The organism is Skermanella aerolata KACC 11604, from assembly GCF_000936425.1.
GTDB lineage: Bacteria > Pseudomonadota > Alphaproteobacteria > Azospirillales > Azospirillaceae > Skermanella > Skermanella aerolata.
In genome coordinates this window covers 284,736-307,881 of record NZ_AVFK01000004.1, presented here as the reverse complement: position 1 = coordinate 307,881, position 23,146 = coordinate 284,736, and the positions used below count along the sequence as shown (strand labels likewise).

The 23,146-nt window shown below is 64.5% G+C and carries 23 protein-coding genes; 19 read left to right on the top strand and 4 right to left on the bottom strand.

What is annotated here, in order from left to right; genetic code table 11:
* From N826_RS08070 to N826_RS08050, 5 genes are all read left to right on the top strand, one after another.
* Positions 1–458, top strand: a 458-nt coding sequence (locus N826_RS08070) for a succinate dehydrogenase iron-sulfur subunit (RefSeq protein WP_044427409.1), incomplete at its 5' end; no start/stop codon positions are given.
* Between the two features lie 249 nt (positions 459–707).
* A complete protein-coding gene (infA, locus tag N826_RS08065; RefSeq protein WP_037452069.1) occupies positions 708–926 on the top strand; it encodes a translation initiation factor IF-1 in 219 nt (72 codons plus the stop codon).
* A gap of 49 nt (positions 927–975) precedes the next feature.
* Complete coding sequence (locus N826_RS08060; protein ID WP_044427405.1) at positions 976–1,590, top strand: Maf family protein; 615 nt, start codon at positions 976–978, stop codon at positions 1,588–1,590.
* 2 nt (positions 1,591–1,592) lie between these two features.
* Positions 1,593–2,840, top strand: a complete 1,248-nt coding sequence (locus N826_RS08055; RefSeq protein WP_244619460.1) for a ribonuclease E/G — start codon at positions 1,593–1,595, stop codon at positions 2,838–2,840.
* 85 nt (positions 2,841–2,925) lie between these two features.
* On the top strand, positions 2,926–3,531 hold the full coding sequence (locus N826_RS08050) for an ATP-dependent Clp protease proteolytic subunit (protein WP_211099238.1): 606 nt from the start codon (positions 2,926–2,928) through the stop codon (positions 3,529–3,531).
* A 113-nt stretch (positions 3,532–3,644) separates the two neighbouring features.
* On the opposite strand, the gene N826_RS42885 is transcribed toward N826_RS08050, so the two are convergent.
* Entirely contained in the window at positions 3,645–3,926 is a 282-nt protein-coding gene (locus tag N826_RS42885) for a hypothetical protein (protein ID WP_147040250.1), read from the bottom strand.
* Positions 3,927–4,113: 187 nt separating this feature from the next.
* Between N826_RS42885 and N826_RS08045 the strand changes: the two genes are divergently transcribed.
* Genes N826_RS08045 through N826_RS08025 form a run of 5 tightly spaced genes read left to right on the top strand, consistent with a single transcriptional unit; the run spans position 4,114 to position 7,777 of the window.
* Positions 4,114–4,779 (top strand): membrane protein, encoded by a 666-nt coding sequence (locus N826_RS08045; protein WP_044427402.1) that lies wholly within the window; start codon positions 4,114–4,116, stop codon positions 4,777–4,779.
* 49 nt (positions 4,780–4,828) lie between these two features.
* Positions 4,829–6,058 carry a COG3014 family protein gene (locus tag N826_RS08040; protein WP_052830918.1) on the top strand — a complete coding sequence of 410 codons (1,230 nt, stop codon included), beginning with the start codon at positions 4,829–4,831 and terminating at the stop codon, positions 6,056–6,058.
* A gap of 5 nt (positions 6,059–6,063) precedes the next feature.
* On the top strand, positions 6,064–6,552 hold the full coding sequence (locus N826_RS08035) for a putative periplasmic lipoprotein (protein ID WP_052830917.1): 489 nt from the start codon (positions 6,064–6,066) through the stop codon (positions 6,550–6,552).
* Positions 6,549–7,373, top strand: coding sequence for a hypothetical protein (locus N826_RS08030; protein WP_147040248.1), 825 nt, complete (start codon positions 6,549–6,551; stop codon positions 7,371–7,373). The genes N826_RS08035 and N826_RS08030 overlap by 4 nt, the downstream gene beginning before the upstream one ends.
* Positions 7,374–7,393: 20 nt before the next feature.
* On the top strand, positions 7,394–7,777 hold the full coding sequence (locus tag N826_RS08025) for a hypothetical protein (RefSeq protein WP_044427396.1): 384 nt from the start codon (positions 7,394–7,396) through the stop codon (positions 7,775–7,777).
* 43 nt (positions 7,778–7,820) lie between these two features.
* Here the strand turns inward: N826_RS08025 and N826_RS08020 are convergent, their stop codons facing one another.
* On the bottom strand, positions 7,821–10,031 hold the full coding sequence (locus N826_RS08020) for a DNA topoisomerase (RefSeq protein ID WP_044427394.1): 2,211 nt from the start codon (positions 10,029–10,031) through the stop codon (positions 7,821–7,823).
* 168 nt (positions 10,032–10,199) lie between these two features.
* Here N826_RS08020 and N826_RS08015 point away from each other — a divergent pair, with 168 nt between their 5' ends.
* A complete protein-coding gene (locus N826_RS08015; RefSeq protein WP_052830916.1) occupies positions 10,200–11,375 on the top strand; it encodes a hypothetical protein in 1,176 nt (391 codons plus the stop codon).
* A 16-nt stretch (positions 11,376–11,391) separates the two neighbouring features.
* On the opposite strand, the gene serB is transcribed toward N826_RS08015, so the two are convergent.
* A complete protein-coding gene (serB, locus tag N826_RS08010; RefSeq protein WP_044427392.1) occupies positions 11,392–12,288 on the bottom strand; it encodes a phosphoserine phosphatase SerB in 897 nt (298 codons plus the stop codon).
* 59 nt (positions 12,289–12,347) lie between these two features.
* Between serB and miaA the strand changes: the two genes are divergently transcribed.
* The 4 genes from miaA (at position 12,348) to ilvC (ending at position 16,945) form a co-directional block, all read left to right on the top strand.
* Positions 12,348–13,289, top strand: coding sequence for a tRNA (adenosine(37)-N6)-dimethylallyltransferase MiaA (gene miaA / locus N826_RS08005; protein ID WP_084720579.1), 942 nt, complete (start codon positions 12,348–12,350; stop codon positions 13,287–13,289).
* Between the two features lie 156 nt (positions 13,290–13,445).
* The gene (locus N826_RS08000) at positions 13,446–15,224 is read left to right on the top strand and encodes an acetolactate synthase 3 large subunit (protein ID WP_044427388.1); all 1,779 of its coding nucleotides are present in this window, start codon (positions 13,446–13,448) and stop codon (positions 15,222–15,224) included.
* 111 nt (positions 15,225–15,335) lie between these two features.
* The gene (ilvN, locus tag N826_RS07995) at positions 15,336–15,842 is read left to right on the top strand and encodes an acetolactate synthase small subunit (RefSeq protein WP_044427385.1); all 507 of its coding nucleotides are present in this window, start codon (positions 15,336–15,338) and stop codon (positions 15,840–15,842) included.
* Between the two features lie 83 nt (positions 15,843–15,925).
* On the top strand, positions 15,926–16,945 hold the full coding sequence (gene ilvC, locus N826_RS07990; RefSeq protein WP_044427382.1) for a ketol-acid reductoisomerase: 1,020 nt from the start codon (positions 15,926–15,928) through the stop codon (positions 16,943–16,945).
* Between the two features lie 189 nt (positions 16,946–17,134).
* On the opposite strand, the gene N826_RS07985 is transcribed toward ilvC, so the two are convergent.
* Positions 17,135–17,785, bottom strand: coding sequence for a sigma-70 family RNA polymerase sigma factor (locus N826_RS07985; protein ID WP_063772219.1), 651 nt, complete (start codon positions 17,783–17,785; stop codon positions 17,135–17,137).
* Between the two features lie 997 nt (positions 17,786–18,782).
* On the opposite strand from N826_RS07985, the gene N826_RS07980 reads away from it, so the two are divergent.
* The 4 genes from N826_RS07980 to mreD all read left to right on the top strand — a co-directional run bounded on the left by N826_RS07980 (position 18,783) and on the right by mreD (position 23,131).
* Positions 18,783–20,363 carry a 2-isopropylmalate synthase gene (locus N826_RS07980; protein ID WP_044427379.1) on the top strand — a complete coding sequence of 527 codons (1,581 nt, stop codon included), beginning with the start codon at positions 18,783–18,785 and terminating at the stop codon, positions 20,361–20,363.
* 142 nt (positions 20,364–20,505) lie between these two features.
* Complete coding sequence (locus N826_RS07975; RefSeq protein WP_044427376.1) at positions 20,506–21,549, top strand: rod shape-determining protein; 1,044 nt, start codon at positions 20,506–20,508, stop codon at positions 21,547–21,549.
* A gap of 150 nt (positions 21,550–21,699) precedes the next feature.
* On the top strand, positions 21,700–22,584 hold the full coding sequence (gene mreC / locus N826_RS07970) for a rod shape-determining protein MreC (protein ID WP_044427372.1): 885 nt from the start codon (positions 21,700–21,702) through the stop codon (positions 22,582–22,584).
* Between the two features lie 34 nt (positions 22,585–22,618).
* Positions 22,619–23,131: a rod shape-determining protein MreD gene (gene mreD, locus N826_RS07965; RefSeq protein ID WP_044427369.1), complete on the top strand. Its 513-nt coding sequence runs from the start codon at positions 22,619–22,621 to the stop codon at positions 23,129–23,131.
* Positions 23,132–23,146: the final 15 nt, after the last annotated feature.

Here is a 23,146-nt window from a genome sequence, read left to right as displayed (position 1 = left end):
AGGCCGACGTCGCGATCTACCCGCTGCCGCACATGAAGGTGGTCAAGGACCTGGTCCCCGACCTGAACCAGGTGTATGCCCAGTACGCCTCGATCAAGCCGTGGCTCCAGTCCCAGTCGCCGGCCCCGCCGGACCGGGAACGTCTCCAGAGCCCGGAAGAGCGCGAGAAGCTCAACGGTCTGTACGAATGCATCCTGTGCTTCTGCTGCACCACGAGCTGCCCGAGCTACTGGTGGAACGGCGATCGCTACCTGGGTCCGGCCGTGCTGCTCCAGGCCTATCGCTGGATCGCCGACAGCCGCGACGAATACACCGGCGAGCGTCTGGACAACCTGGAAGATCCCTTCCGGCTGTACCGCTGCCACACCATCATGAACTGCACCCGGACCTGCCCGAAGGGCCTGAATCCGGCCAAGGCAATTCAGGAAATCAAGAAGCTGATGGTCGAACGGCAGTAGATATTGTAAGATATCCGACCGGCGCCGTTTGCCCTGTGCCGGTCGGATTGCTGCAAAGGCGCCCGAGAGTCATCTCCGGCGCCCTTCTCTTTAGGGCAAAAGTTTGTCAACTGGACAGTATCGTTTTGCCGCGCATGGGCATATTGTTCGCCCGCGCCGGGAAAGCGTCTTGACCGGCGCGATGGCGACAATCACTTAACCAAAGCGCACATAACCATAGCGCAATCCCTCGAGCGGACCAAAGGACTTATGGCTAAAGAAGATCTTATCGAATTCTCCGGCACCGTGATGGAACTGCTCCCGAACGCCATGTTCCGGGTCAAGCTGGACAACGACCACGAAGTGCTGGCCCATACATCGGGCAAGATGCGCAAGAACCGCATCCGCGTGCTGGCGGGCGACCGCGTGAATGTGGAAATGACCCCTTACGATCTCAGCAAGGGCCGAATCACATTCCGTTTCAAGTAATTTTCGGCATCGACCTGACGATGACCAGGTCATCCATGACCGGCATGTCATGACAGTTCCGGCGCCTTCCCCGCTGGTGCTGGCTTCGGCCTCCCCCAGGCGACTCGACTTGCTGCGCCAGATCGGTATCGAACCGGCCGGCATCGACCCCGCAGACCTGGACGAAACTCCGCATCGCGACGAGCTTCCCTCCCAGCATGCCGCAAGGCTGGCTGCCGAGAAGGCTGACGCGGTGGCATCCCGCCATGCCGGCAGCTTCGTGCTGGCGGCGGATACCGTGGTCGCCTGCGGCCGCCGGATACTGCCCAAGGCGGAAACGGAAGCCCAGGCGCGCACCTGCCTCAAACTCCTGTCCGGCAGGCGCCACCGTGTCTATGGCGGCGTCGTCCTCGTACTGCCCGACGGCAGGCGGCTCGACCGGACGGTCCAGACGGCCGTTACCTTCAAGGTGCTCAGCCATGAGGAAACCGAAGGGTACATCGCCTCGGGCGAGTGGCTCGGCAAGGCTGGCGGCTACGCCATCCAGGGCCGGGCGGCGGCCCTGATCCGGTGGATCGGCGGTTCCTACAGCAATGTGGTGGGACTGCCGCTGTTCGAGGTGTCCAACATGCTGTACGGCGCGGGCTTCGTTTCCAGCGCCCGCTTCATCAGCGCCGACGGGTAGAGTTGACCGGCAAAATCGAAATCCTGATCGACCACGCCGGCCCGCTCATGCGCGCCGCGGTCGTCGAGGACGGACGCCTCACCGACCTCCACATCGACAGCGACGACCGGCCTAGTCGCCTAGGCGACATCGTGCTGGGGCGGGTCGACCGGGTGGTCACTGCCTTGAACGGCGCCTTCGTCGATATAGGCGGTCCCAGCGCCGGCCTGCTCAATGCCGCCGACCTACGCATCGCGGCGCCGGCCAGCCGCAAGGCCGCGCGGGTCGATGCATCGCGCATCGGCACGCTGCTGCGCGCCGGCCAGTCTGTCCCGGTCCAGGTCAAGGCCGAGCCGGGCGGCGACAAAGGCCCCGGCCTGACCATGGACGCGACCCTGCCCGGCCGCTTCCTGGTGCTGACACCGTTCAAACCCGGCATCTCGATCTCCCGCCGGATCGCCCAGGGCGACGCCAAGGCCAAGCTTACGCAGACCATCGCCGGCATCACGGCTGGACTTGGCGGCGGCTGGATCGTCCGCGCGGGCGCCCTGAACGTGTCAGCCGAGGTGCTGGCGGCCGAGGCCGAGGCCCTGGCCGTGAAGTGGCGGAATGTCGAGCAGCAATGCGGCTCGACAGCGCCGCTTCCGCTGCTGTCCGGCCCTGCGGCTCCCATCCGCGCCGTCGTCGAGCAGGGCGGCCGGGTGGTGTCCCGAATCCTGGTCGCCGATCCCGGCATCCTTGCCGATCTGAACGCCTGGGCCGCCGATATGGCGCCCGACATCGCTCCGCTGATCGAGCGCCACGCCGGTCCCGAGCCCCTGTTCGAGCGCTACGACCTGGAGGGCGAGATCGCCCGGCTGACCAGCAGGCATGTCCCCCTGCCCGGCGGCGCCGGCCTCGTCATCGACCGGACGGAGGCGCTGACCGTCATCGATGTCAACGGCGGCGAGCGGCCCAACGTGCTGGCGACCAACCTGGAAGCCGCCGGCGAGATCGCCCGGCAACTCCGGCTGCGCAACATCGGCGGCATCGTTATCGTCGATTTCATCAACTTGTCAGGCCGGGGCTTCGAGTCCGGCGGACAACGCGTGCTCGACGCGCTGAGCCATGCCACCGCCGATGATCCTTCCGGGGTCAACGTTTACGGAATGTCGAAGCTGGGTCTGGTCGAGCTTACCCGCGCCCGGCGCGGCCCGGCGCTCGCCGATCTTCTGCCCGACCTTTTGTCGAATAGGCGAGACGCTCGTCATAGTCCTGTGGGTGCAGGTTGAACCGGCAGTCAAATCCGGCTATGCAAGTCAAGCGAACGAAATGCTCCGTGCGCTCTTGCGCGGTGTGAGGTCCGAGGAGAATTTGATGTTTTGGGTCATGGACGAGGAACCGAAGGAAGAGACGCCAAAGCCGACCCCGGCCCCCTTCAGCACGGTTCTTCAAAACCTGTTCAAGTCACGCACGATCACGATCTTCGGTGAGATCAACCAGAAGGTCGCTGAAAGCACCGTTGCCCAGCTCCTCGCCCTGTCGGTCGAGAATGACGACCCGATCCGGATCTTCATCAACTCGCCGGGCGGACACGTGGAATCGGGCGACAGCATCCACGACATGATTCGCTTCATCAAGCCGCAGGTGAAGGTGATCGGCACCGGCTGGGTCGCCAGTGCCGGCGCCCACATCTATCTGGCCGCGAAGAAGGAAAACCGGCTCTGCCTGCCGAACACCCGCTTCCTGATCCACCAGCCGCTCGGCGGCGCCGGCGGACGGGCGACGGATATCGCGATCGAGGCGAAGGAGATCATCAAGATGCGCCGCCGCATCAACGAGATCATCGCCCGTGAGACGGGGCAGCCGCTGGAGCGGGTCGAGAAGGACACCGACCGGAACTACTGGATGTCCGCCGAAGAGGCGAAGGATTACGGCCTCGTCAGCCGCATCATCGACAACTCGGACGGCATCGAAGGCTGACGGTCCTGTTGGACCGGAGCCTGAACGGCCAATGAAAAACGCGGGCTTCGGCCCGCGTTTTTTTATGCCCGCTCTCGTGACGGGTACATTATCCGGTCCAAGCCAAGCCCGGCCTATGCCTTGATATCGACGATCTTGCCACGCCCCTGCGATCTGCTCGACAGAGCCTGCGCCCTGGTGTCGACGGCTTGGCCGGTTTCGGTGCCGCTGGTCGGCCGGCGCGGCGTCTCTGCCCGTGCGGTGGCGGTGGCCGCCTGAAGCGTCTGCGTCTGGGTCACGCCTGCATTTTGCAGGGCTGCGGCCACTGCGGGCTGGGGTGTGTAGACGGGCGCTGCCGAAGCTGAACTGTACGGTTTCGAGACGATCGGCGGCGGAGGCGGTATGTTGACGTTCATCACCGGCACTCACAGGCCATGTTAAGCGAACGGCGTCATTATGGCACAACCCACCGCCGCTGTCACAACAATCGAGTGCGAAAAGACGGTCCAAGCGCTTCCCTGGTTCCAAAAGACGCTATTTACCTACCAATTTACGAGAATAATTGATAAATGCCGATAATCCATTTTTGTCACAGGATTACCCATGCTGCGCATCAACCTTGCGGAAACCGTCCGACCGAGGACCATCGTCAAGGCGCTGGCGGTGCTGGCGGTTTCCGCCCTGGTCGCGGGCTGCCAGTCGAAGAGCGAGAACGTTTCCGGCATGCGTGTGGTCGAACTCGATCCGGGCACCCGCGGACCGGTTGCCGGCGTCGGGATCGAGGGCCAGGACATCGTCTCGATGACCGACCGCATGATGCGCGACATGATGTCGACCCCGGTGCTGGCATCGGCGGCGCGCCCGCCGCAGATCATCGTCGACGGCGAGTTCTTCGAAAACGAGTCGGCGCAGCGGCTGAACAAGAACGCCATAACCGACCGCCTGCGCGTCGGCCTCAACCGCAACGCCCAGGGGCGCATGGTCTTCGTCGGCCGCCACTATGCCGAGATGGTCGCGCAGGAACGCGACCTCAAGCGCCAAGGCGTCGTAGATCAGGCGACCACCGGCTTGACTAAGGCGCAGGCCGGCGGCGATTACCGCCTGGGCGGCCGTATCTCGTCGGTGGATAGCCGCAACCCATCCAACGGCATGGTCCAGCGATACAACCAGATCGTCTTCGAGATGGTGGATCTGGAACGCGGGACCATCGTCTGGTCCGGCATCTACGAGTTCGCCCGCGCGGCACAGGACGACATCGTCTACCGCTGAGCGCCCGGAGCGTCACAGGTTCAGCTTCCCCCGCTCTGGAGAAATGCCGATGCGCATCCGGCGCCACGTTCTTGCCTACACCGTCTGTGCGCTCGCTCTCTCCGCGTGCGGTGCCACTCAGCAGCATGAAATCAGTCTGAAGATCGATCCCAAGCAGCAGGCGGAGTTCCTCGCCGACAAGCCCGACAAGCTGAAGCGCCTCTACGGACGTGTCCTGCCGGAAGGCGACCGCAACACTGTTCTGAACTACACCCGCATCGGCGTCGCCGCGTTCGAAGCCGGTGAGATCGAAACGGCCGGGAAAGCGCTCGACGAAGCCCTGAACCGTATCGAGGCGATCTACGCCGACAACGAAAAGGCGGAAGCCGCACGTTCCAAATTCGTCAAGGAAAACGCCAAGGACTTCAAGGGCGAGCCTTACGAGCGGGCGATGGCCTATTACTATCGCGGCTTGGCCTATCTTGCGGAAGGCGATTACGAGAACGCCCGTGCCTCGTTCAAGGGCGGCATGCTCCAGGACAGTCTGGCGGTCGATGAGAAATTCAACGCCGACTTCGCGTCGCTGGCGTTCCTGGAGGGCTGGTCCTCCCACTGCATGGGCCGCAAGGACGCCGCCGCTTCCGCCTTCGCGGAGGCGCATAAGCTGCGCTCCGACCTGATGGCGCCATCGCCGAAGGACAACCTGCTTCTTATCGCGGAAAGCGGGACATCCCCGACCAAGGTCAGCACCGGCGAGTTCAAGGAGAAGATGGAACCCCACCGGGGCACTCCCGGTATCGAACATGCCGCCTTCACGATGGGGGAGAAGACGGTGCCGGCTGCCCTGGCCGAGGATGTCTGGTTCCAGGCATCCACACGAGGCGGACGTCAGGTTCAGGCGATCCTGGACGGCAAGGCGGAGTTCAAGGATGGCATGAATACCGCCGCCGTCATCGGGATCGGGGGCGGCTTGGGGATGATCAATGCCGGCTCCCACTACAACGACAACAACATGGCGGCGGCTGGCGCGATCGTGCTGCTTGTCGGCCTGATGGCGCACGCGGCCGCCGCCGCGACAACCCCGGAAGCCGATCTCCGCTATTGGGACAACCTGCCCGACAACCTGCATTTCGCAACGCTGCGCATACCTGACGGCGAGGTCGCGGTGACCATGGCGGACAGCCAGAACAAGCCCGTCCAGATGCGCGTCGCGCACAAGGGCAAGCGCGCCATCGGCTGGGGCCGCACCCATTCCGCACTCGCCATCCCCACTATCGCGCCCTTCGCGGTCAAGGAGTGAACTCCGTGGACAAGCCAGCCATGCCCTTTCCCGCCGTCCTGATCGCATTGGCGCTGGCGCTTCCTTTAAGCGCCTGCAATCAGCCCATCCAGCAGACGCTGGGCTGCGACTTCGCGCCTTACATGGCTGCGCGGCAGATACCGGAACTGGCCCTGGTGCCGGTCCAGCCCGGTACGATGACGCCGATTCCCCTGAACTCCGTGTCCTTCTCCGACAGCTTCACGGCGGAAAGCGTGCTCGTCCAGTACACGGGCGCCCAGCGGACGCCGACCGGCACGGTCGAGGTCACGACCCGCATGGTCAACTGCACGGACTGGCCGCTGGTCGTCGAAGGGCGGACGAACTTCTTCGACGCCGGCCAACGCCCGGTCGAACCGGTCTCCGCGTGGCAGAAGATCCACCTGCCTCCCCGGTCGGTCGGGCATTACAGCGAGATGTCGATGGACGCCAAACGCGTCCAGACCTACCTGACCGAGCTGAGGAGCGCGCCGTGAGAAGAGTTTTTGCGGGCATCCTATTGCTGACCGCGGCGGCCTTTCCCGCCGGAGCGCAGCAGATCGACAGCCAGGGCTACCGGACGGGGCTGCCGCCGGTCATGGCGCCGATGGGCGGTCCGGGAGGGAATCAGCCACCCATCGATGACGGGACGATAGATCGATTCCGACAAGCCTACGCCACCCGGAAGAGCCCGCGTATCATGGTCTTCTGGAACCGGGAGCTGGACGACCATGCATCTTCGGCGGGCACCGCGGAGACACGGATCGAGCGGCGGGATTTCGGCGTGGGCGTCGCGGTGCCGGGCGCCATCATCTGGGGGCAGGACCGGGACGTGACGATCCGGTCGCGCGTGGCGGAACCGGAAACCGCCCGTCGGCCGGACTTCGCGGAGCCGTCGGAATGGGCGTTCGAGGCCTCCTTCTCACAGGCCTTCTCTGAGGCCGGGGTGAACTTCATCGATCGCAGCTTGGCGATCCGCACCACCGACCACGCCTCGAAGAAGTCTGGCGCCGCCGATCAGGCGCGGGGGGAAATGGCCGGCGTTGCAAGCACGGCCGATCTTCTGATGGAAGTCCTAGCGACACGCGATCCCCGTTCTCCCGTGGGCACCGCGTTCAAGGTGACCGTCAAGCAAATATCGAGCGGCGGGGTGCTCGCCAACGTCGTGACGCTGGCGCTTCCTCCGGAGCGGTCTTCCACCGGCTACGCCGCGACCAAGCACGGCTTCGTGCCCGTGACGCAACCCATAACGGTCGATCTGGTCGGCCGTCGTCTGGCGGTCGAGACGATGGTCGGCCTGCTCGGCGCATGGCACTGAATAACGATCGGAGCGGACTGATGCGCGTATTTCCCTTGATCCTCGGCGTCTTCTGTCTGGCGGGCTGCACCGGTCCCGACATCGTTCCCATCCAAGGGAGCGTGCCTCCCCTGGTCCAATACAATGAGGCCGGTGTGATGGCGAGAGCGCCGGTCGCCGCTGTTCCTACAGGCCCCGCCAATGCGTCCGCGATGACGCCGGATACGCCACAGGGGCGTTATGACGGCATGGTCCAGCGCGGTCAGATACGGGAAGCGAACAGGCTCGGCGTCGGCGTCATGACGGGCTCCCTACCCTGCGGCAGCGCCACCGGCGTAGTCGCCCCGCCGACACCGCTGTCCAAGCCGTGCGGCGTGGCGCCCCTGGACGACTTCACGCTTGAGCGGCAGCGACAGGATTACTGAACGGGCCGCCGCTCGTCTAAGCGCCCGTCTAAGAGACTGCCGGTCACGAAGGATTCTTGGCGTAAAGGTCGAGGAACGTCCGGCACGCGTCGAAATCGCCGGCGACCGCCGGAGACAGCTCGATCCCCCGGCGCTCGGCGATGGATTTGGCGAAGTTCAGCATCTTTTCGGTCGGCGGATTGCCACGCACACGACCGGGACGCGGTTCGGCAGTCTTCGTGCCTTCATCCGAAGCCGGAGCCGTGGCCGCCGTCATCGTCTGCTTCTGGCGCGCCGGGGACCGGCGGCGCTTGACCGTGGGAGACTTCTCCGGTGTCTCGCCATCCTTCGCCACCGCCTTGACGCGGGGCTTGCGCACCGTCTTCGCCCTGCCCTTGGTCTTGACCGAAGGAGACGGCGTCGGGGCACCAAGGTCGAGCTTGGCGCCGGAACGCTGGCGGAGCGCGCCGATCAGGCGGTCGGCTTCGGTCGCGATACCGTCGATCACGGTGCGGAACTCGGCCCGGCCGGTGACGATCTCGTCCAGCTTCATTTCCCAGACGGCCGTGGTGCCGGGATCGACCAGCACGGGGGCGGATGTCCGCAGCAGTTCGAACAGGTGGAGACCGGCTTCGGTAGGCACCACCAGCTTGCCTTCCGCAACCAGCATGTTCTGCCGTTTCAGCCCCTTGATGACCTCGGCGCGGGTGGCGGGAGTGCCGATGCCCTTGGCCTCCTTCAGGCGGTCGCGGAGAGCAGGGTCCTCGACGAAGCGCCATGCATTCTGCATGGCGTCGATCAAGGTGCCTTCGTTGTAGCGCGGCGGCGGCTGGGTCCGCTTCGCCTCGACCTTGGCGTCCGACAGCGCCGCGAGGTCGCCGTCCTTGATCGGCGGCAGCGTCTGTTCGTTCTCCAGCTCCGGCTGGTTCGACTGCTCGGCGCCGGTATAGACCTCTTTCCAGCCCAGCTTTATCGGCACCCGGCCGATGGTGCGGAACTCGACCGGCTTACCCTCCGGCATCGGAACCGGCATCGTCACCGTCGTCTGGCGGTATTCGTAGTCGGGCATCACGACGGCCAGATAGGATCGGCAGATCAGCGCGAACAGGCGCTTCTCGTCCTCGCTGAGGCGGGCGAGCCGCGGTTCCAGGTCGCCCAATACGTTGACGTTCGGCACGATGGCATGGTGCGACACGCCTTCCAGCGCCTTGTCGCAGAAATGGCCGGACTTGCCCTTGCGGATCACGGGCCGGGAAATGTCCAGATGGGCGAACCCGCGCAGACCGGTGAGCGCGCGGACGATCGCCGGCACGTCGTCGATCTGGTTCTCCGACAGGTAGCGGGCCTCGGCGCGGGGATAGGTTATCAGCTTCTTGCCGTCGCCATCGTAAAGCTCCTGGGCGACGGACAGCGTCTTGTCGGCGTTCCAGCCCCAGCGCTGGCCGCAGGTTTTCTGCAACGCCGGCAGGTCGAACAGGCGCGGCGGTCCCTGACGCTTTTCCTCGACCGTCACGGCCAGCGGACCCTTGCAGCCTTCCGCCGCCTGGGCGATGGCGTCGGCCCGCTTCCTGTCCTTGATGCGGTCCTTGGGCGGCGGCGCGTGACGCATCAGGAAGGCGCCGTTCTCGACCGTCGCGGTCGCCACGATCTCGAAATAAACCTCCGGCTTGAAATTGACGATCTCAAGCTCGCGCATGCAGACGATGGCCAGCGTCGGCGTCTTGACCCGCCCGATCCCAATCACCGTCTTGGAGCCGGGAGCGCGGAGCGTCGTCGTCGCCGTCCGTGTCAACGAGAGATTGAATATCTGGTCGGCCTGCTGGCGGGCTACCGCCGCTTCATAGACCGGGCGCAGTTCCGTATTGGGTTTCAGCCGCTCGAAGGCGTCGCGGATCGTCTTTGGGTCCTGGGCCGTGAAGATGGCGCGCATCACGTTGCCCCGGAAGCCGACATGCTCCAAGATCTCCTGCCCGATCAACTGCCCTTCGCGGTCGCAGTCGGTCGCCAGGATCACTTTGTCGCAGCCCTTGAGAGCCGCCACGATCGCCTGGAACTTGGCCTGCTTGTTACCGTAGGTGTCGGGCTTGGTTGGATAGAGGCCGTCGGGCTTCAGCAGCGCGGTAGTCCAGCGCTTCCATTCCGGATTGACTTCGTCCGGCTCCGCCAGACGCAGCAGATGACCTTCCGCCGGTAGAATCTGTCCGAACCGGTTGCCCAACGCCACGCGCAGGTCACGTGCCTGACTGGATTTTTCCGTGATGATGACGGTCGCCATGAGTCACCGGCCGATGAGAGTTCGTTGGTGGACCCTAATCGCCCAATGCAAACAAATCAAGAACGACAACTACACGTCACAGTAGCGCGTAGAGGTATTTTTATTGACTTTTTAGAAAATTTTGGGGAATTCTGACCCTCTTGGTTTAGCCTTCCGGAGAGATTTATCGTGACGGACCTGACTGTCAGCGGCGCGAACGAGGTGATGCCGGTTCCGGCACAGCCATCCCCGGAAACGAACTCAACGAAGTTTCGGCGGCACATCGCCTTGGAATGTGACGCCATGGTGCGGTACGCCCTGGGGAACGGGCTGAAGCTGCCGCCGTCGTTGCAGCAATCTCTCGATCTGTTCGAGAAAGTCGTCGAGGACGCGGATCAGTCCGTTCCGCTCGCTTACCTTGCATCCCTGCACGGTCAATTGGCCGATGTCGTGGCGCCCGCGACGCCGCGTACGATCTATCTCCTGCATATCGACAAATCGCGGAACAGCTGGGCATCTATCCTCGGGCCGCTGTCGTCGATCCGGCGTCTGGTTCTTGGCGCCGCCTTCTTCACGATGGTCTTCGTCCTCAGCAGCCTGTCGGATTCGATAAGCCACCAGAACCTGTCAGCGGACATCTATTCCCTCGACGGGCTGGCAAGCCTGGAGATCCTGATCTTCCTGATGAGCGCCGCCGCCATGGGAGGCTGCTTTCACGCCCTGTTCATCGCACACAAGTATATCGAGCAGGGCACCTATGATCCCCGCTTCGAATCCTCCTACTGGATGAGGATCGGCCTGGGCATCATTGCCGGCCTCGTCCTGTCCCAGATGATCCCGATCGGGCCGGGTCCGGAAACGGCCGACGCGTCCGCACCGGTTTCATCGGCATCGGTCTTCGGCAAGCCCCTGCTCGCCCTGCTCGGCGGCTTCTCCGCGACGCTGGTCTATACGATCCTTCAACGGCTGGTCGAAACCGTCGAATCGCTGTTTACCCAGAGACAGGCCGCTCCCGGGATGGCAAGGCGAACCCCATCCAATGATGCCGCCGTCCAGGCAGCGGGGGCCGGCGCTGTGGAGCCCAAGCCCACGGCGCCTGCGACCACGTCCCCGGACGACGCCAAGCCTGCCGCCGCCGCAGGCCCGATAAGCGCCGCCGCGGCCTCCACCGCCGCCCTCGCGGCAGCCACGACCGCGATCGCTACCGCTACGGCCGCAACTCTCGACAGCGGCGTGGAGACGGCACCGGCAGCACCGGCAGTAGATGAAACCGTCACGGCGGCATCACCCGAAGCAGCCCCGACCGGTGAGGTAGAGGCTCCGGCAGCGGCCGTGGATGACCCGACCACGCTGAAATCGGCCTGACCGTCCGCAGCCGCCGTCAGCGGCGGATATCCGCCGCCCGATAGCCCTGGGCATAGAGCAGAGCGGTCAAGTCCGACCGCTCGACCCGCGCCCGGGCCTGCGTCGCCACGACGGGCTTGGCATGGAAGGCTACTCCGAGACCGGCGGCCTGGAGCATGGGCAGGTCGTTGGCGCCGTCGCCCACCGCGATGCTGTCCCGCAACGGGATGCGGTTGGCGCCGGCCACCCGCAACAGGGCCGCGACCTTGGCGTCCTTGTCCAGGATCGGCTCCACCGCGATGCCGCTCAGGCGGCCACCGACGATTTCAAGGTCGTTGGCCTGATCCTCGTCGAACCCGACCGTGGCGCGCACCCGCTCGGTGAAGAACTTGAATCCGCCGGACACCAGCGCGCAATAGGCGCCGCTGGCCTTCATGGTGGCGACCAGTTCCAGCGCACCCGGCATCAGCTCGACCCGGCCATAGACCTGCTCCAGGCTCTCGACCGGCAGGTCCTTCAGCAAGGCCACCCGCTCGCGCAGAGCGTCCTTGAAGTCGATCTCGCCATTCATGGCGCGGTAGGTTATGCCTGCGATCAGGTCCTTCAAACCGACCAGTTCGGCCAGTTCGTCCAGCATTTCCTGCCGGATGATGGTCGACTCCATGTCGGCGATCAGCAGCCGCTTGCGGCGGCTGGCGACCGGCTGGGTGATCATGTCCACCGGCCGGTCTGGCAAGGCAGTATGGAGGGCCGCGTCGGCCTGATCGCAGTTGAGCCCGTCGAACGGGACGTCGCAGGCGATGCCCGGCGCCAGCCAGTCCGGCGAGCCGGTCTCGGCGCCCAGGTCCTTCAGGGCGCTCCGGGCAGCGGCAACCGTGCTATCGTCCAGGTCGGCGGCGCTGGGGTCGGCGATCAGGGTCAGAACATTGTTCATCTGGAATATCCGCGGCGAAGATCAGGCGCCTTTATGAAATGTCCCACCAAGCCTTGTCCATGCCCGAAACAACCGTCATCGTCGTAGGCGGCCCGACCGCCAGCGGCAAATCAGCGCTCGCTCTCGACTTGGCGGAGGAGTTCGGCGGCACCGTCGTCAACGCCGACAGCATGCAAATCTACCGTGAGCTGCCGGTCCTGACCGCCCGCCCCCCGGCCGCCGACGAGGCCCGCGCGCCCCATCGGCTGTACGGTGCGCTGCCGGCGCGCGAGCGCTGCTCCGCCGCCCGCTGGCAGGCGATGGCGCTGGCGGAGATCCGCGCCGCCCGAACCTCCGGCAGCCTGCCCATCGTCGTCGGCGGCACTGGGCTCTACCTGCGGGCGCTGATGGAAGGGCTGGCGGATATCCCACCGGTGCCGGCCGAAGTCCGCGCGGCGGTACGGGACCTTCACGCCGCCATCGGCAGCCCAGGCCTTCACGCGTTGCTGGCGGATCGCGACCCCATCACGGCGGCCCGCCTCAAGCCGGGCGACACCCAGCGGCTGCTGCGCGCCGTCGAGGTTTGGCAAGCGACGGGCCGCTCGATCACGGCCTGGCAGTCCGACCCGACCGCCGGCCCGCCGCCCGGCCTGCGGTTCCTCCCCATCGTGGTCGATCCTCCGCGGGAAGCGCTGTACGCGTCGTGCGACGGCCGCTTCGGCAGGATGATCGAGCTTGGGGCGCTGGAGGAGGTGCGTGAGCTGATGAGATTGGATCTCCCTGCCGATCTACCGGTCATGAAGGCGCTCGGCGTGCCCGAGCTTTCGTCCTATCTGCGGGGCGAGATCGATCTGCCGGCGGCGACGGCACTGGCGCGGCAATCGACCCGCAGGTATGCCAAGCGGCAGGGTACGTGGTTCCGTCACCAGCTTGCCCCGGTGCATGGCAGCCATGTTATTTCCGCGCAATATTCGGCAAGCCTCAAAGCCACTGTTTGCAACTTAATTCGCAAAATGGGTTGACCCTGGAAAATGTTTTTATTAGGTTGCGTCGTCGCGCCCTGGGAGAAGTCTCGGGACGGCGCGCTAACATGTTGGAATTCCTGAATTTGCGGGATTTTCAAAAACGGAGACTGGCATCCGCGGGGTGCGGGTGCGTACAGACGAAGGTAGTTCAAGATGTCCGAGAACAAGCTGACCGGTGCGGAGATCGTCATCAAGGCCTTGAAGGATCAGGGCGTAGACGTAATTTTCGGCTATCCGGGCGGCGCGGTACTTCCGATCTATGACGCCCTGTTCAAGCAGAACGACCTGCGCCACATCCTGGTGCGGCACGAACAGGCTGCTGTCCATGCAGCGGAAGGTTACGCGCGCTCGACCGGAAAGGTCGGCGCGGTTCTCGTAACGTCCGGCCCGGGCGCCACCAACGCGGTCACCGGCCTGACCGACGCGCTGATGGACAGCATTCCGATCGTCTGCCTGACGGGTCAGGTGCCTACGCACCTGATCGGCAACGACGCCTTCCAGGAAGCCGACACGACGGGCATCACCCGCCCCTGCACCAAGCACAATTATCTGGTGAAGGACGTCAACAACCTGGCGCGGACGATGCACGAGGGTTTCTACGTCGCCCGTAGCGGCCGGCCCGGTCCCGTCGTCATCGACATTCCGAAGGACGTTCAGTTCGCCGAGGGCACCTATGTCCCTCCGGGCGAGGTCAAGCACAAGACATACCGTCCGCAGGTCAAGCCCGACCTTTCGCTGGTCGAACAGGCGGTCGAACTGATCGCCAACGCCAAGCGCCCGATCTTCTATACTGGCGGCGGCGTGATCAATTCCGGCCCGATGGCGTCGAAGCTGCTGACCCAGTTCGTCCGGATGACCGGCTATCCCTGCACCAACACGCTGATGGGCCTGGGCGCGTATCCCGCTTCCGACCGCCAGTTCCTGGGCATGCTCGGGATGCACGGCACCTACGAGGCGAACCTCGCCATGCACGGGTGCGACGTGATGATCAACATAGGCGCGCGGTTCGATGACCGCGTGACCGGCAAGCTGTCCGCCTTCTCGCCGGACAGCAAGAAGATCCACGTCGATATCGATCCCAGCTCGATCAACAAGAACGTCCGGGTCGACATCCCGATCGTCGGCGACTGCGCTCACGTGCTGGAAGACATGATTCGCATCTGGAAGGCCCGCCAGAAGCGGCCCGACCAGGTGGCGCTGAAGCAGTGGTGGGCTCAGATCGAGGAATGGCGCGGCCGCGACTGCCTGCGCTACGTCAAGACCGACCCGATCATCAAGCCGCAATACGCGCTGGAGCGGCTGCGCGAGCTGACCCGCAAGCACGACACCTACATCACGACCGAGGTCGGCCAGCATCAGATGTGGGCCGCCCAGTTTATCCCCTTCGAGGAGCCGAACCGCTGGATGACCTCCGGCGGCCTGGGCACCATGGGCTATGGCCTGCCGGCCGCCATCGGCACCCAGATCGCCCACCCGGACAGCCTGGTGGTCGACATCTCGGGCGAGGCGTCGTTCATGATGAACATGCAGGAGATGGCGACCGCCGTGCAGTACAATCTGCCGGTCAAGATCCTGATCCTGAACAACCAGTACATGGGCATGGTCCGCCAGTGGCAGGAACTGCTGCACGGCAGCCGTTATTCGCAGAGCTACAGCGAGGCCCTGCCGGACTTCGTCAAGCTGGCGGAAGCCTTCGGCGGCGTCGGCCTGAGGGCGACCAAGGTGTCGGAAGTCGACGACGTCCTGAACCAGATGATCGACATCAGACGTCCGGTGATCGTCGACATGTGCGTCGATCAGAAGGAAAACTGCTTCCCGATGATTCCCGGCGGCCGGGCTCACAACGAGATCCTGCTCGGCCCGGCGGACCAGATGGGCGAAGAGACAAGGGCCGGCGAAGCCACTCCCGAAGAGGGCATGGTTCTGGTATAGGGCGGCCGCTCGTTCGCGGTCACGACAAGGCCGGCTCCGGGCTTAAGGTCCGGGGCCGGACGCAATGCGCCTGAACCACCTGCCGCCACTTCCCATCTGGAGCCATGTTCCGTGGAAACCACCATCGAAAAGCACACGATTTCCGTCCTGGTCGATAACGAACCGGGCGTGCTGGCCCGCGTCATCGGCCTGTTCTCCGGCCGTGGCTACAACATCGAGAGCCTGACCGTGGCGGAGGTCGATGCGGAGCAGAAGGTTTCGCGCATCACCATCGTCACCAGCGGCACCCGCATGATCATCGAGCAGATCAAGAACCAGCTCGACCGGCTGGTGCCGGTTCACCGGGTCCGCGACCTAACGGATGAAGGTCCGCATATCGAGCGCGAACTGGCCCTGATCAAGGTTGCCGGCACCGGCGACCGCCGGATCGAGAGCCTGCGCATCGCCGACATCTTCAAGGCGCGCGTGGTCGATGCCACGCTCAGCTCCTTCGTGTTCGAGATGACCGGCTCCGCCGCCGAACTGGACGACTTCATCGGCCTGATGCGCCAGCTTGGTCTGGTCGACGTCAGCCGGACCGGAGTCGCGGCCATTTCCAAAGGCGCCGCCAGCCTGTAAGAACAGGCGGAAATGCAAGACTATCCCCAGCCTCCAACCCCAGCGTAAAGCTGTCTGAAGCGAAAAACCGAGGAAATACCACCATGCGCGTCTATTACGATCGTGATGCCGACGTCAACCTGATCAAGGGCAAGAAAGTCTGCATCGTCGGCTATGGCAGTCAGGGCCATGCCCATGCCAACAATCTGCGCGACAGCGGCGTAAAGGACGTGATCGTCGGCGCCCGGCCCAACAGCCCGAGCGGCGCCAAGGCAGCCGCCGCCGGCTTCACCGTGATGACCCCGGCCGAGGCCGCCAAGGTCGCCGACGTGATCATGCTGCTAACCCCGGACGAGCTTCAGGCCGACCTGTACCGCGACCATCTGGCTCCGAACATGAAGGAAGGCGCCGCCCTCGCCTTCGCCCACGGCCTGAACATCCACTTCAGCCTGATCGAGCCGCGCGCCGATATCGACGTGTTCATGATCGCCCCCAAGGGTCCCGGCCACACGGTCCGCAGCGAATACCTGCGTGGCGGCGGGGTGCCCTCGCTGGTCGCCGTCCACCAGAACGCCTCGGGCAACGCCTTGGAAGTGGCGCTGTCCTACGCCTCGGCCAACGGCGGCGGCCGCGCCGGCGTGATCGAGACGACCTTCAAGGAAGAGTGCGAGACCGACCTGTTCGGCGAGCAGGTCGTGCTGTGCGGCGGTCTGACCGCGCTGATCCAGGCCGGCTACGAGACGCTGGTCGAAGCCGGCTACGCGCCGGAAATGGCCTATTTCGAGTGCCTGCACGAGGTCAAGCTGATCGTCGACCTGATCTATGAGGGCGGCATGGCCAACATGCGCTACTCGATCAGCAACACGGCGGAGTACGGCGACTACGTCACCGGCCCGCGCATCGTGACCGCCGAGACCAAAGCCGAGATGAAGCGCGTGCTGGAAGACATCCAGAGCGGCCGCTTCACCCGCGACTGGATCCAGGAATGCAAGGTCGGCCAGCCGAGCTTCAAGGCCATGCGCCGCCGCAACGCCGAGCACCCGATCGAGGAAGTCGGCGCGAAGCTGCGCGCCATGATGCCCTGGATCGCCGCCAACAAGCTGGTCGACAAGAGCAAGAACTAAGCAGTTCCCGCTCTCAATACTTTGTCTCCTCTCCCTCTGGGAGAGGGTTAGGGGGAGGGCCCGGCAGGAACTTACGCCATGCACCCTCACCCCGACCCTCTTCCAGAGGGAGAGGAGGAAAAAAGATAAAGAAAAAGGCCGCTGCCCTTTCGGGCAGCGGCCTTTTTCTGTTCAAACCCGCAACGGGACTTACGTCCCGGTGCGGCGTTCCGTGAAGTCGACCACTTCGGCGCCGGCATGGACCGTCCGCGCGGCGGCTGCGGCGGAGCGCTGGAAGGCCAGCACGACGGCGGCCATCTCGCGGCTGGTGGCCGGGGTCAGCGGACGGCCCGGCAGGCGGGTGATGCCGTCCTCGCCCACTTCGCCGTCCATCAGGCGGCGGAGCGCCTCGCGGCCACGGCAGAGACGGGACTTGACGGTGCCGACCTTGGCGCCGAGCACATCGGCGGCTTCCTCGTAGCTCATGCCCTCGAGGCCGATCAGCAGAAGCACTTCACGCATCTCGGGAGTCAGGCGGGCAAGGGCGCGCTCAAGGTCACGCACTGCAAGGCCGTGCTCCTGTGCGGCAGGCGCCGGCGGGCTCAGGGCCTCCAGCGTCTCGTCCGGCGTCGCCGTGGTGCGGGCGCGGCGCAGTTCGTTGATGTGCGCGTTGCGCAGGATCGTGAATAGCCAAGCACGCATGTTGGTACCGGGCGTGTAACTGTCCAGACGCGTCAACGCCCGTTCCAGAGTGTCCTGTACGAGATCGTCAGCCCGCTCGGGATGACCTACCAATGCTCGCGCGAAACGGCGCAGAGCCGGGATTTCCTGTTCCAACCGGTCGAGCGTGTTTTCAGACATTTTTGACGGCCTCCCCGGACATTTCGCTCTTCGCCCTGTTACTTACGCATGAGATGGTTGAGCGCAATACCATTTGACCACTTCCTGACCGAGCTTGAACCACCTTGACGGTGGCGAACCCGATCTGCTTGGATGAGCCACCATCCCGGAGCTTACGGCTGGACGCGAAACGCGAACCAGCAGACGGACCTCCGGGACATAAAACCTTAAACGCCCTCTTTGTTCCCACAGACTTCGATAAATCGTACTTCCCGAATTTATCTTTTGGGACCATGTGACATTCGATCGCGACGACAGTTAACAATGTATCGGTTCACGGCTGATCTGAGGATCGCCGCATCCTTGATTATGATATGGCCTTGGCGAAGCGCAACGCGACCTATCTTTAAGAAACAATTTCCTACCCCCAACGTCATAAACTGGCGTCTTTGCGCCCCATTTATGTCACAGCCTTGTCCGGCCCGCGCCGCCGGATGAAGATTCAGGTCGGACTACCAGCTTGGCTATGGAAAACGGTTGCGGGGAACCCCGCGTTTGAATTAGAGATAGCGTCCCGTCATAAGGTTTGAGCAGCGATGCTCGACGTGGCTTGGCGGCACGAGCTTTAACGAAGACTTAACCATAAGGCGCCATCCTGGCACCAGCAGCCGACCTCCCGACCTTCCCTGGTCGACGGTCGATTGACCGAAGGCAGACATTGGTGAAAACGCAGTTTCGCATGACCGACTTCACGAAGGCCCCCCGTGGGAGCCGTGGTGATGTGCGCGTGCGGCGCTTCGCCGGTGAGTCCGACGTGCTGCTGTCTGCCCGTGGGCTGCATGGGGCTCTCCTTCTGCGACTTATGCGCCCCTGAGCGCCGCCGTCTCGTTTGACAGGTGTTCAGGGGGATCATGGCGCTCAGCGCCATTCGTCACGGTCGCATCGATAATTCCGGTATCGTTCGCCTGCAGGTCCCTCGGGGCCGCGGACACCGGGAAGCTCAGAAGGAACAGGTTCCATGAACGCCATTTCGTCTTCTCCGAACGCCGCCCCCGCCGCTGACGCCAACCGCGTCATCATCTTCGACACCACGTTGCGCGATGGCGAGCAGTCGCCCGGCGCCTCCATGAACCTGGAGGAGAAGCTGCGCATCGCCCACGTGCTGGAAGAGATGGGCGTGGACGTGATCGAGGCCGGTTTTCCGATCGCATCCAACGGCGATTTCGAAGCCGTGCGCGAGATCGGCCGCGTCATCAGGAAATCCACCATCGCCGGCCTGTCGCGCGCCAACCGCCGCGATATCGACCGCGCCGCCGAGGCGCTGCAGTTCGCCGAGCAAAAGCGTATCCACACCTTCATCTCCACCAGCCCGCTGCACATGAAGTACAAGTTGCAGATGGAGCCGGAAAAGGTGCTGGAAGCCATCTGGGACAGCGTCACCCACGCCCGCAATCTGGTCGAGGACGTCGAGTGGAGCGCCGAGGACGGCTCGCGCACTGAGCACGACTTCCTGTGCCGCTGCGTCGAGACCGCGATCAAGGCCGGCGCCACGACGATCAACATCCCCGACACCGTCGGCTACGGCGTACCGGACGAATACGCCGCCTTGTTCACCATGCTGATCAACCGGGTGCCGAACGCCGACAAGGCGATCTTCTCCGTCCACTGTCATAACGACCTGGGTCTGGCGGTCGCCAATTCGCTGGCCGGCGTCGCCGCCGGCGCCCGGCAGATCGAGTGCACGATCAACGGCCTGGGTGAGCGCGCCGGCAATGCGGCGCTGGAAGAGATCGTCATGGCGATGCGCACCCGCGCCGATGCCATGCCCTACACCACCGATATCAAGTCCGAGCAGATCATGACTGCGTCCCGTCTGGTCTCCGCCGTGACGGGCTTTGTCGTCCAGCCGAACAAGGCGATCGTCGGCAAGAACGCCTTCGCGCATGAATCCGGCATCCACCAGGACGGTATGCTGAAGAACGCGCAGACCTACGAGATCATGACTCCGGAGTCGGTCGGGTTGAACCGGTCCACTTTGGTCATGGGCAAGCATTCCGGTCGCGCCGCCTTCCGCGCCAAGCTGAAGGAACTGGGCTACGCGCTGGGCGACAATGCCATCGAGGAAGCCTTCGTCCGCTTCAAGGATCTGGCCGACAAGAAGAAGGACGTCTTCGACGAGGACATCGTGGCGCTGGTCGACGACAGCATCGGCAGCACCAACGAGCGCATCCGCTTCGTTTCGCTGATGGTCGTCGCCGGTTCCAAGGGACCGCAGAAGGCCGAGCTGGAGTTGGAGATCGACGGCCAGCTCGTCAGCACCACTGCCACCGGCTCCGGCCCCGTCGATGCCACCTTCAACGCCATCGGCGCCCTGTTCCCTCACGAAGCCCGCCTGCAGCTGTACCAGGTCCATGCCGTCACCGAAGGTACCGATGCCCAGGCGGAAGTGACCGTGCGGCTGGAGGAGAACGGCAAGACCGTGAACGGTCAGGGAGCGGATACCGATACCCTGGTGGCAAGCTGCCGCGCTTACGTGCACGCTTTGAACAAGTTGCTGACCAAGCGTCAGAAAACTGCGCCGGAAGCACTCTCCGCTTGAGTGATTTACGGCGTTGCTCTATGGAAAAGGGCGGCGGATCGTCTATGATCCGCCATCCAGATTACCCCAAGCGGCGGTTCGCCCCTGAACCGTCGTTGCCTCGGATGCGCCGTCTCAACCGGATAAAGAGTTAATCAACTCCATGTTTTCCAAACTGCTCGGCGTCCTCTCGGCCGACATGGCAATCGATCTGGGCACGGCCAACACCCTCGTTTACGTAAAGGGTCGCGGCATCGTCCTGAACGAACCTTCTGTCGTAGCGATCGCCACTATCCGCGGCAAGAAACAGGTCCTCGCGGTCGGTGACGAAGCCAAGATGATGCTTGGGCGCACGCCCGGCAACATCCAGGCGATCCGGCCTCTGAGGGACGGCGTCATCGCCGACTTCGATGTCGCCGAGGAGATGATCAAGCACTTCATCCGCAAGGTGCATAACCGGCGCAGCTTCGCCAGCCCGCAGGTCATCATCTGCGTTCCGTCCGGTTCCACCGCCGTCGAGCGGCGCGCCATCCAGGAGTCGGCCGAGTCGGCGGGTGCCCGCCGCGTCTTCCTGATCGAGGAGCCGATGGCGGCCGCGATCGGCGCCGGCCTGCCGGTGACGGAGCCGACCGGCTCGATGGTCGTCGATATCGGCGGCGGCACGACGGAAGTCGCCGTACTGTCGCTGGGCGGCATCGTCTACTCCCGCTCCGTCCGCGTCGGCGGCGACAAGATGGACGAAGCGATCATCGGCTATATCCGCCGCAACCACAATTTGCTGGTCGGCGAAGGGTCCGCGGAGCGGATCAAGAAGGAAATCGGCTCCGCCTGCCCGCCGGAGGACGGCGAAGGCCGGATCATGGAGATCAAGGGCCGCGACCTGATGAACGGCGTTCCCAAGGAACTGATCATCAGCGAGCGCCAGATCGCCGAGTCCCTAGCGGAGCCGGTCAGCGCCATTATCGAAGCGGTCAAGGTGGCCCTGGAGCATACCGCGCCGGAGCTGGCCGCCGATATCGTCGACAAGGGAATCGTCCTGACCGGCGGTGGCGCCCTGCTGAGCAACATCGACTACGTGCTGCGGCATGCAACCGGCCTGCCGGTCTCCATCGCCGACGACCCCCTGTCCTGTGTGGCTTTGGGCACAGGCCGGGCTCTCGAAGAGATGAAGACGCTTAAGCACGTTCTCATCCAGATGTACTCCTGATATCCATATAGCGAGCCGCCACCCCCTTATTGGGAGTGACGGCACATGAAGCTCGCGGTCTCCGGTCCTTCCATGGTCCGGCGTATCGCTTGGTGCGCCACAGGTCCGGGATCGGCCTGGGACCGGCATTCTTAGCATAGGGAAGGTCCAGTGAAGTCACGTACCACCGGCTCCGTGGTTCGTCTTGCCGCTCCCCTACGCGCGCTGGCCCAGCGATTCTCGTTTCTTCTGCTCGTACTAGCCGCCATCGCCCTGATGATGGTCGGCAAGATCGACACGGTGCTGGTCGAAGGCATGCGCAACCGCGTGACCGACGCCTTCACGCCTATCCTGGAGGCGATCTCCCGCCCCGCGGCGACGGCGGCCCGGTTCGTCGAGAGCGTCCACGACGTCATCAACCTGCACGGCGAAAACGAGCGCCTGCGGAACGAGAACGCCTCGCTGCTCCGCTGGCAGCAGGCGGCGCAACGCCTTGACGCCGAGAACCGCAGCCTGCGCAGCCTGCTCAACTACAAGCCGGAACTCGCGTCCTCCTACATCACGGCCAGGGTCGTGGCCGATCCCGGCGGCGCTTTCGTCCGCACCGTCGTTACCACGGCCGGTCATCGCGACGGCGTGCGGCCCGGTCAGGCGGCGGTCGCCGGACAAGGGCTGATGGGGCGGGTCGTGCAGGTCGGCGAATGGTCGTCACGCGTGCTGCTGGTCACCGACCTGAACTCCCGCATTCCGGTAGTCATCGAACCGTCGCGCCAGCGCGCCGTGATGGCCGGCGACAACTCCGGCCAGCCGAAGCTGCTCTACCTGCCCGGCGATGTCTCGCTCGCGGTCGGCGACCGGATCGTCACGTCGGGTCATGGCAGCATGTTCCCGCCGGGATTGCCGATCGGGCTGGTGGCGAGCGTCAGCGACAACTCGGTCAGGGTTCAGCCTTACGTGGATCTGGGGCGCGTCGAACATCTCCAACTCGTCAATTTCGGGCTGCCCGGCGGCCTTGGCGCCAACGATCCCGCTATCGGCGCCGGCGGCCTTCAGTGAGCGAATACACAGGGACATTGACTGAGCGTTTTCCATGACGGGCGGGTTCTGGGGCAAGATCGATCAGGCCGGACGCAACATCGCACCGCTGGCGGTGACGGTGGCGCTGATGCTGATCGGCATGGCGCCGTTGCACCTGCCGGGCTACGCCGCGATAGCCCCTGCCCTGCCGCTGATGGCGCTTTATTATTGGGTGATCCACCGGCCCGACCTGCTGCGGCCCAGCCTCGCCTTCGGTCTCGGCCTGTTGCAGGACCTGCTGAGCGGCACGCCGCTCGGCATGACGCCGCTGATCTACGTACTGGTCTACTGGGGCGTGCTGACCCAGCGGCGCTTCTTCCTGGGCACGTCCTTCGCGATGCTTTGGTTCGGCTTCGCGCTGATCGCGTTCGGCGCCGGCTTCGTCGGGTGGCTTGCCTATTCGATCCTCAACCTGCGCCTGCTGTCGCCCGACCCGGCCCTGATGCAGGCGCTGATGACCGTGGTCCTGTTTCCCCCGTTCGGCTGGATGTTTATGCGCATCCACCGGGCGTTCCTCCAGCACTGACCGGAAACCCTGCGC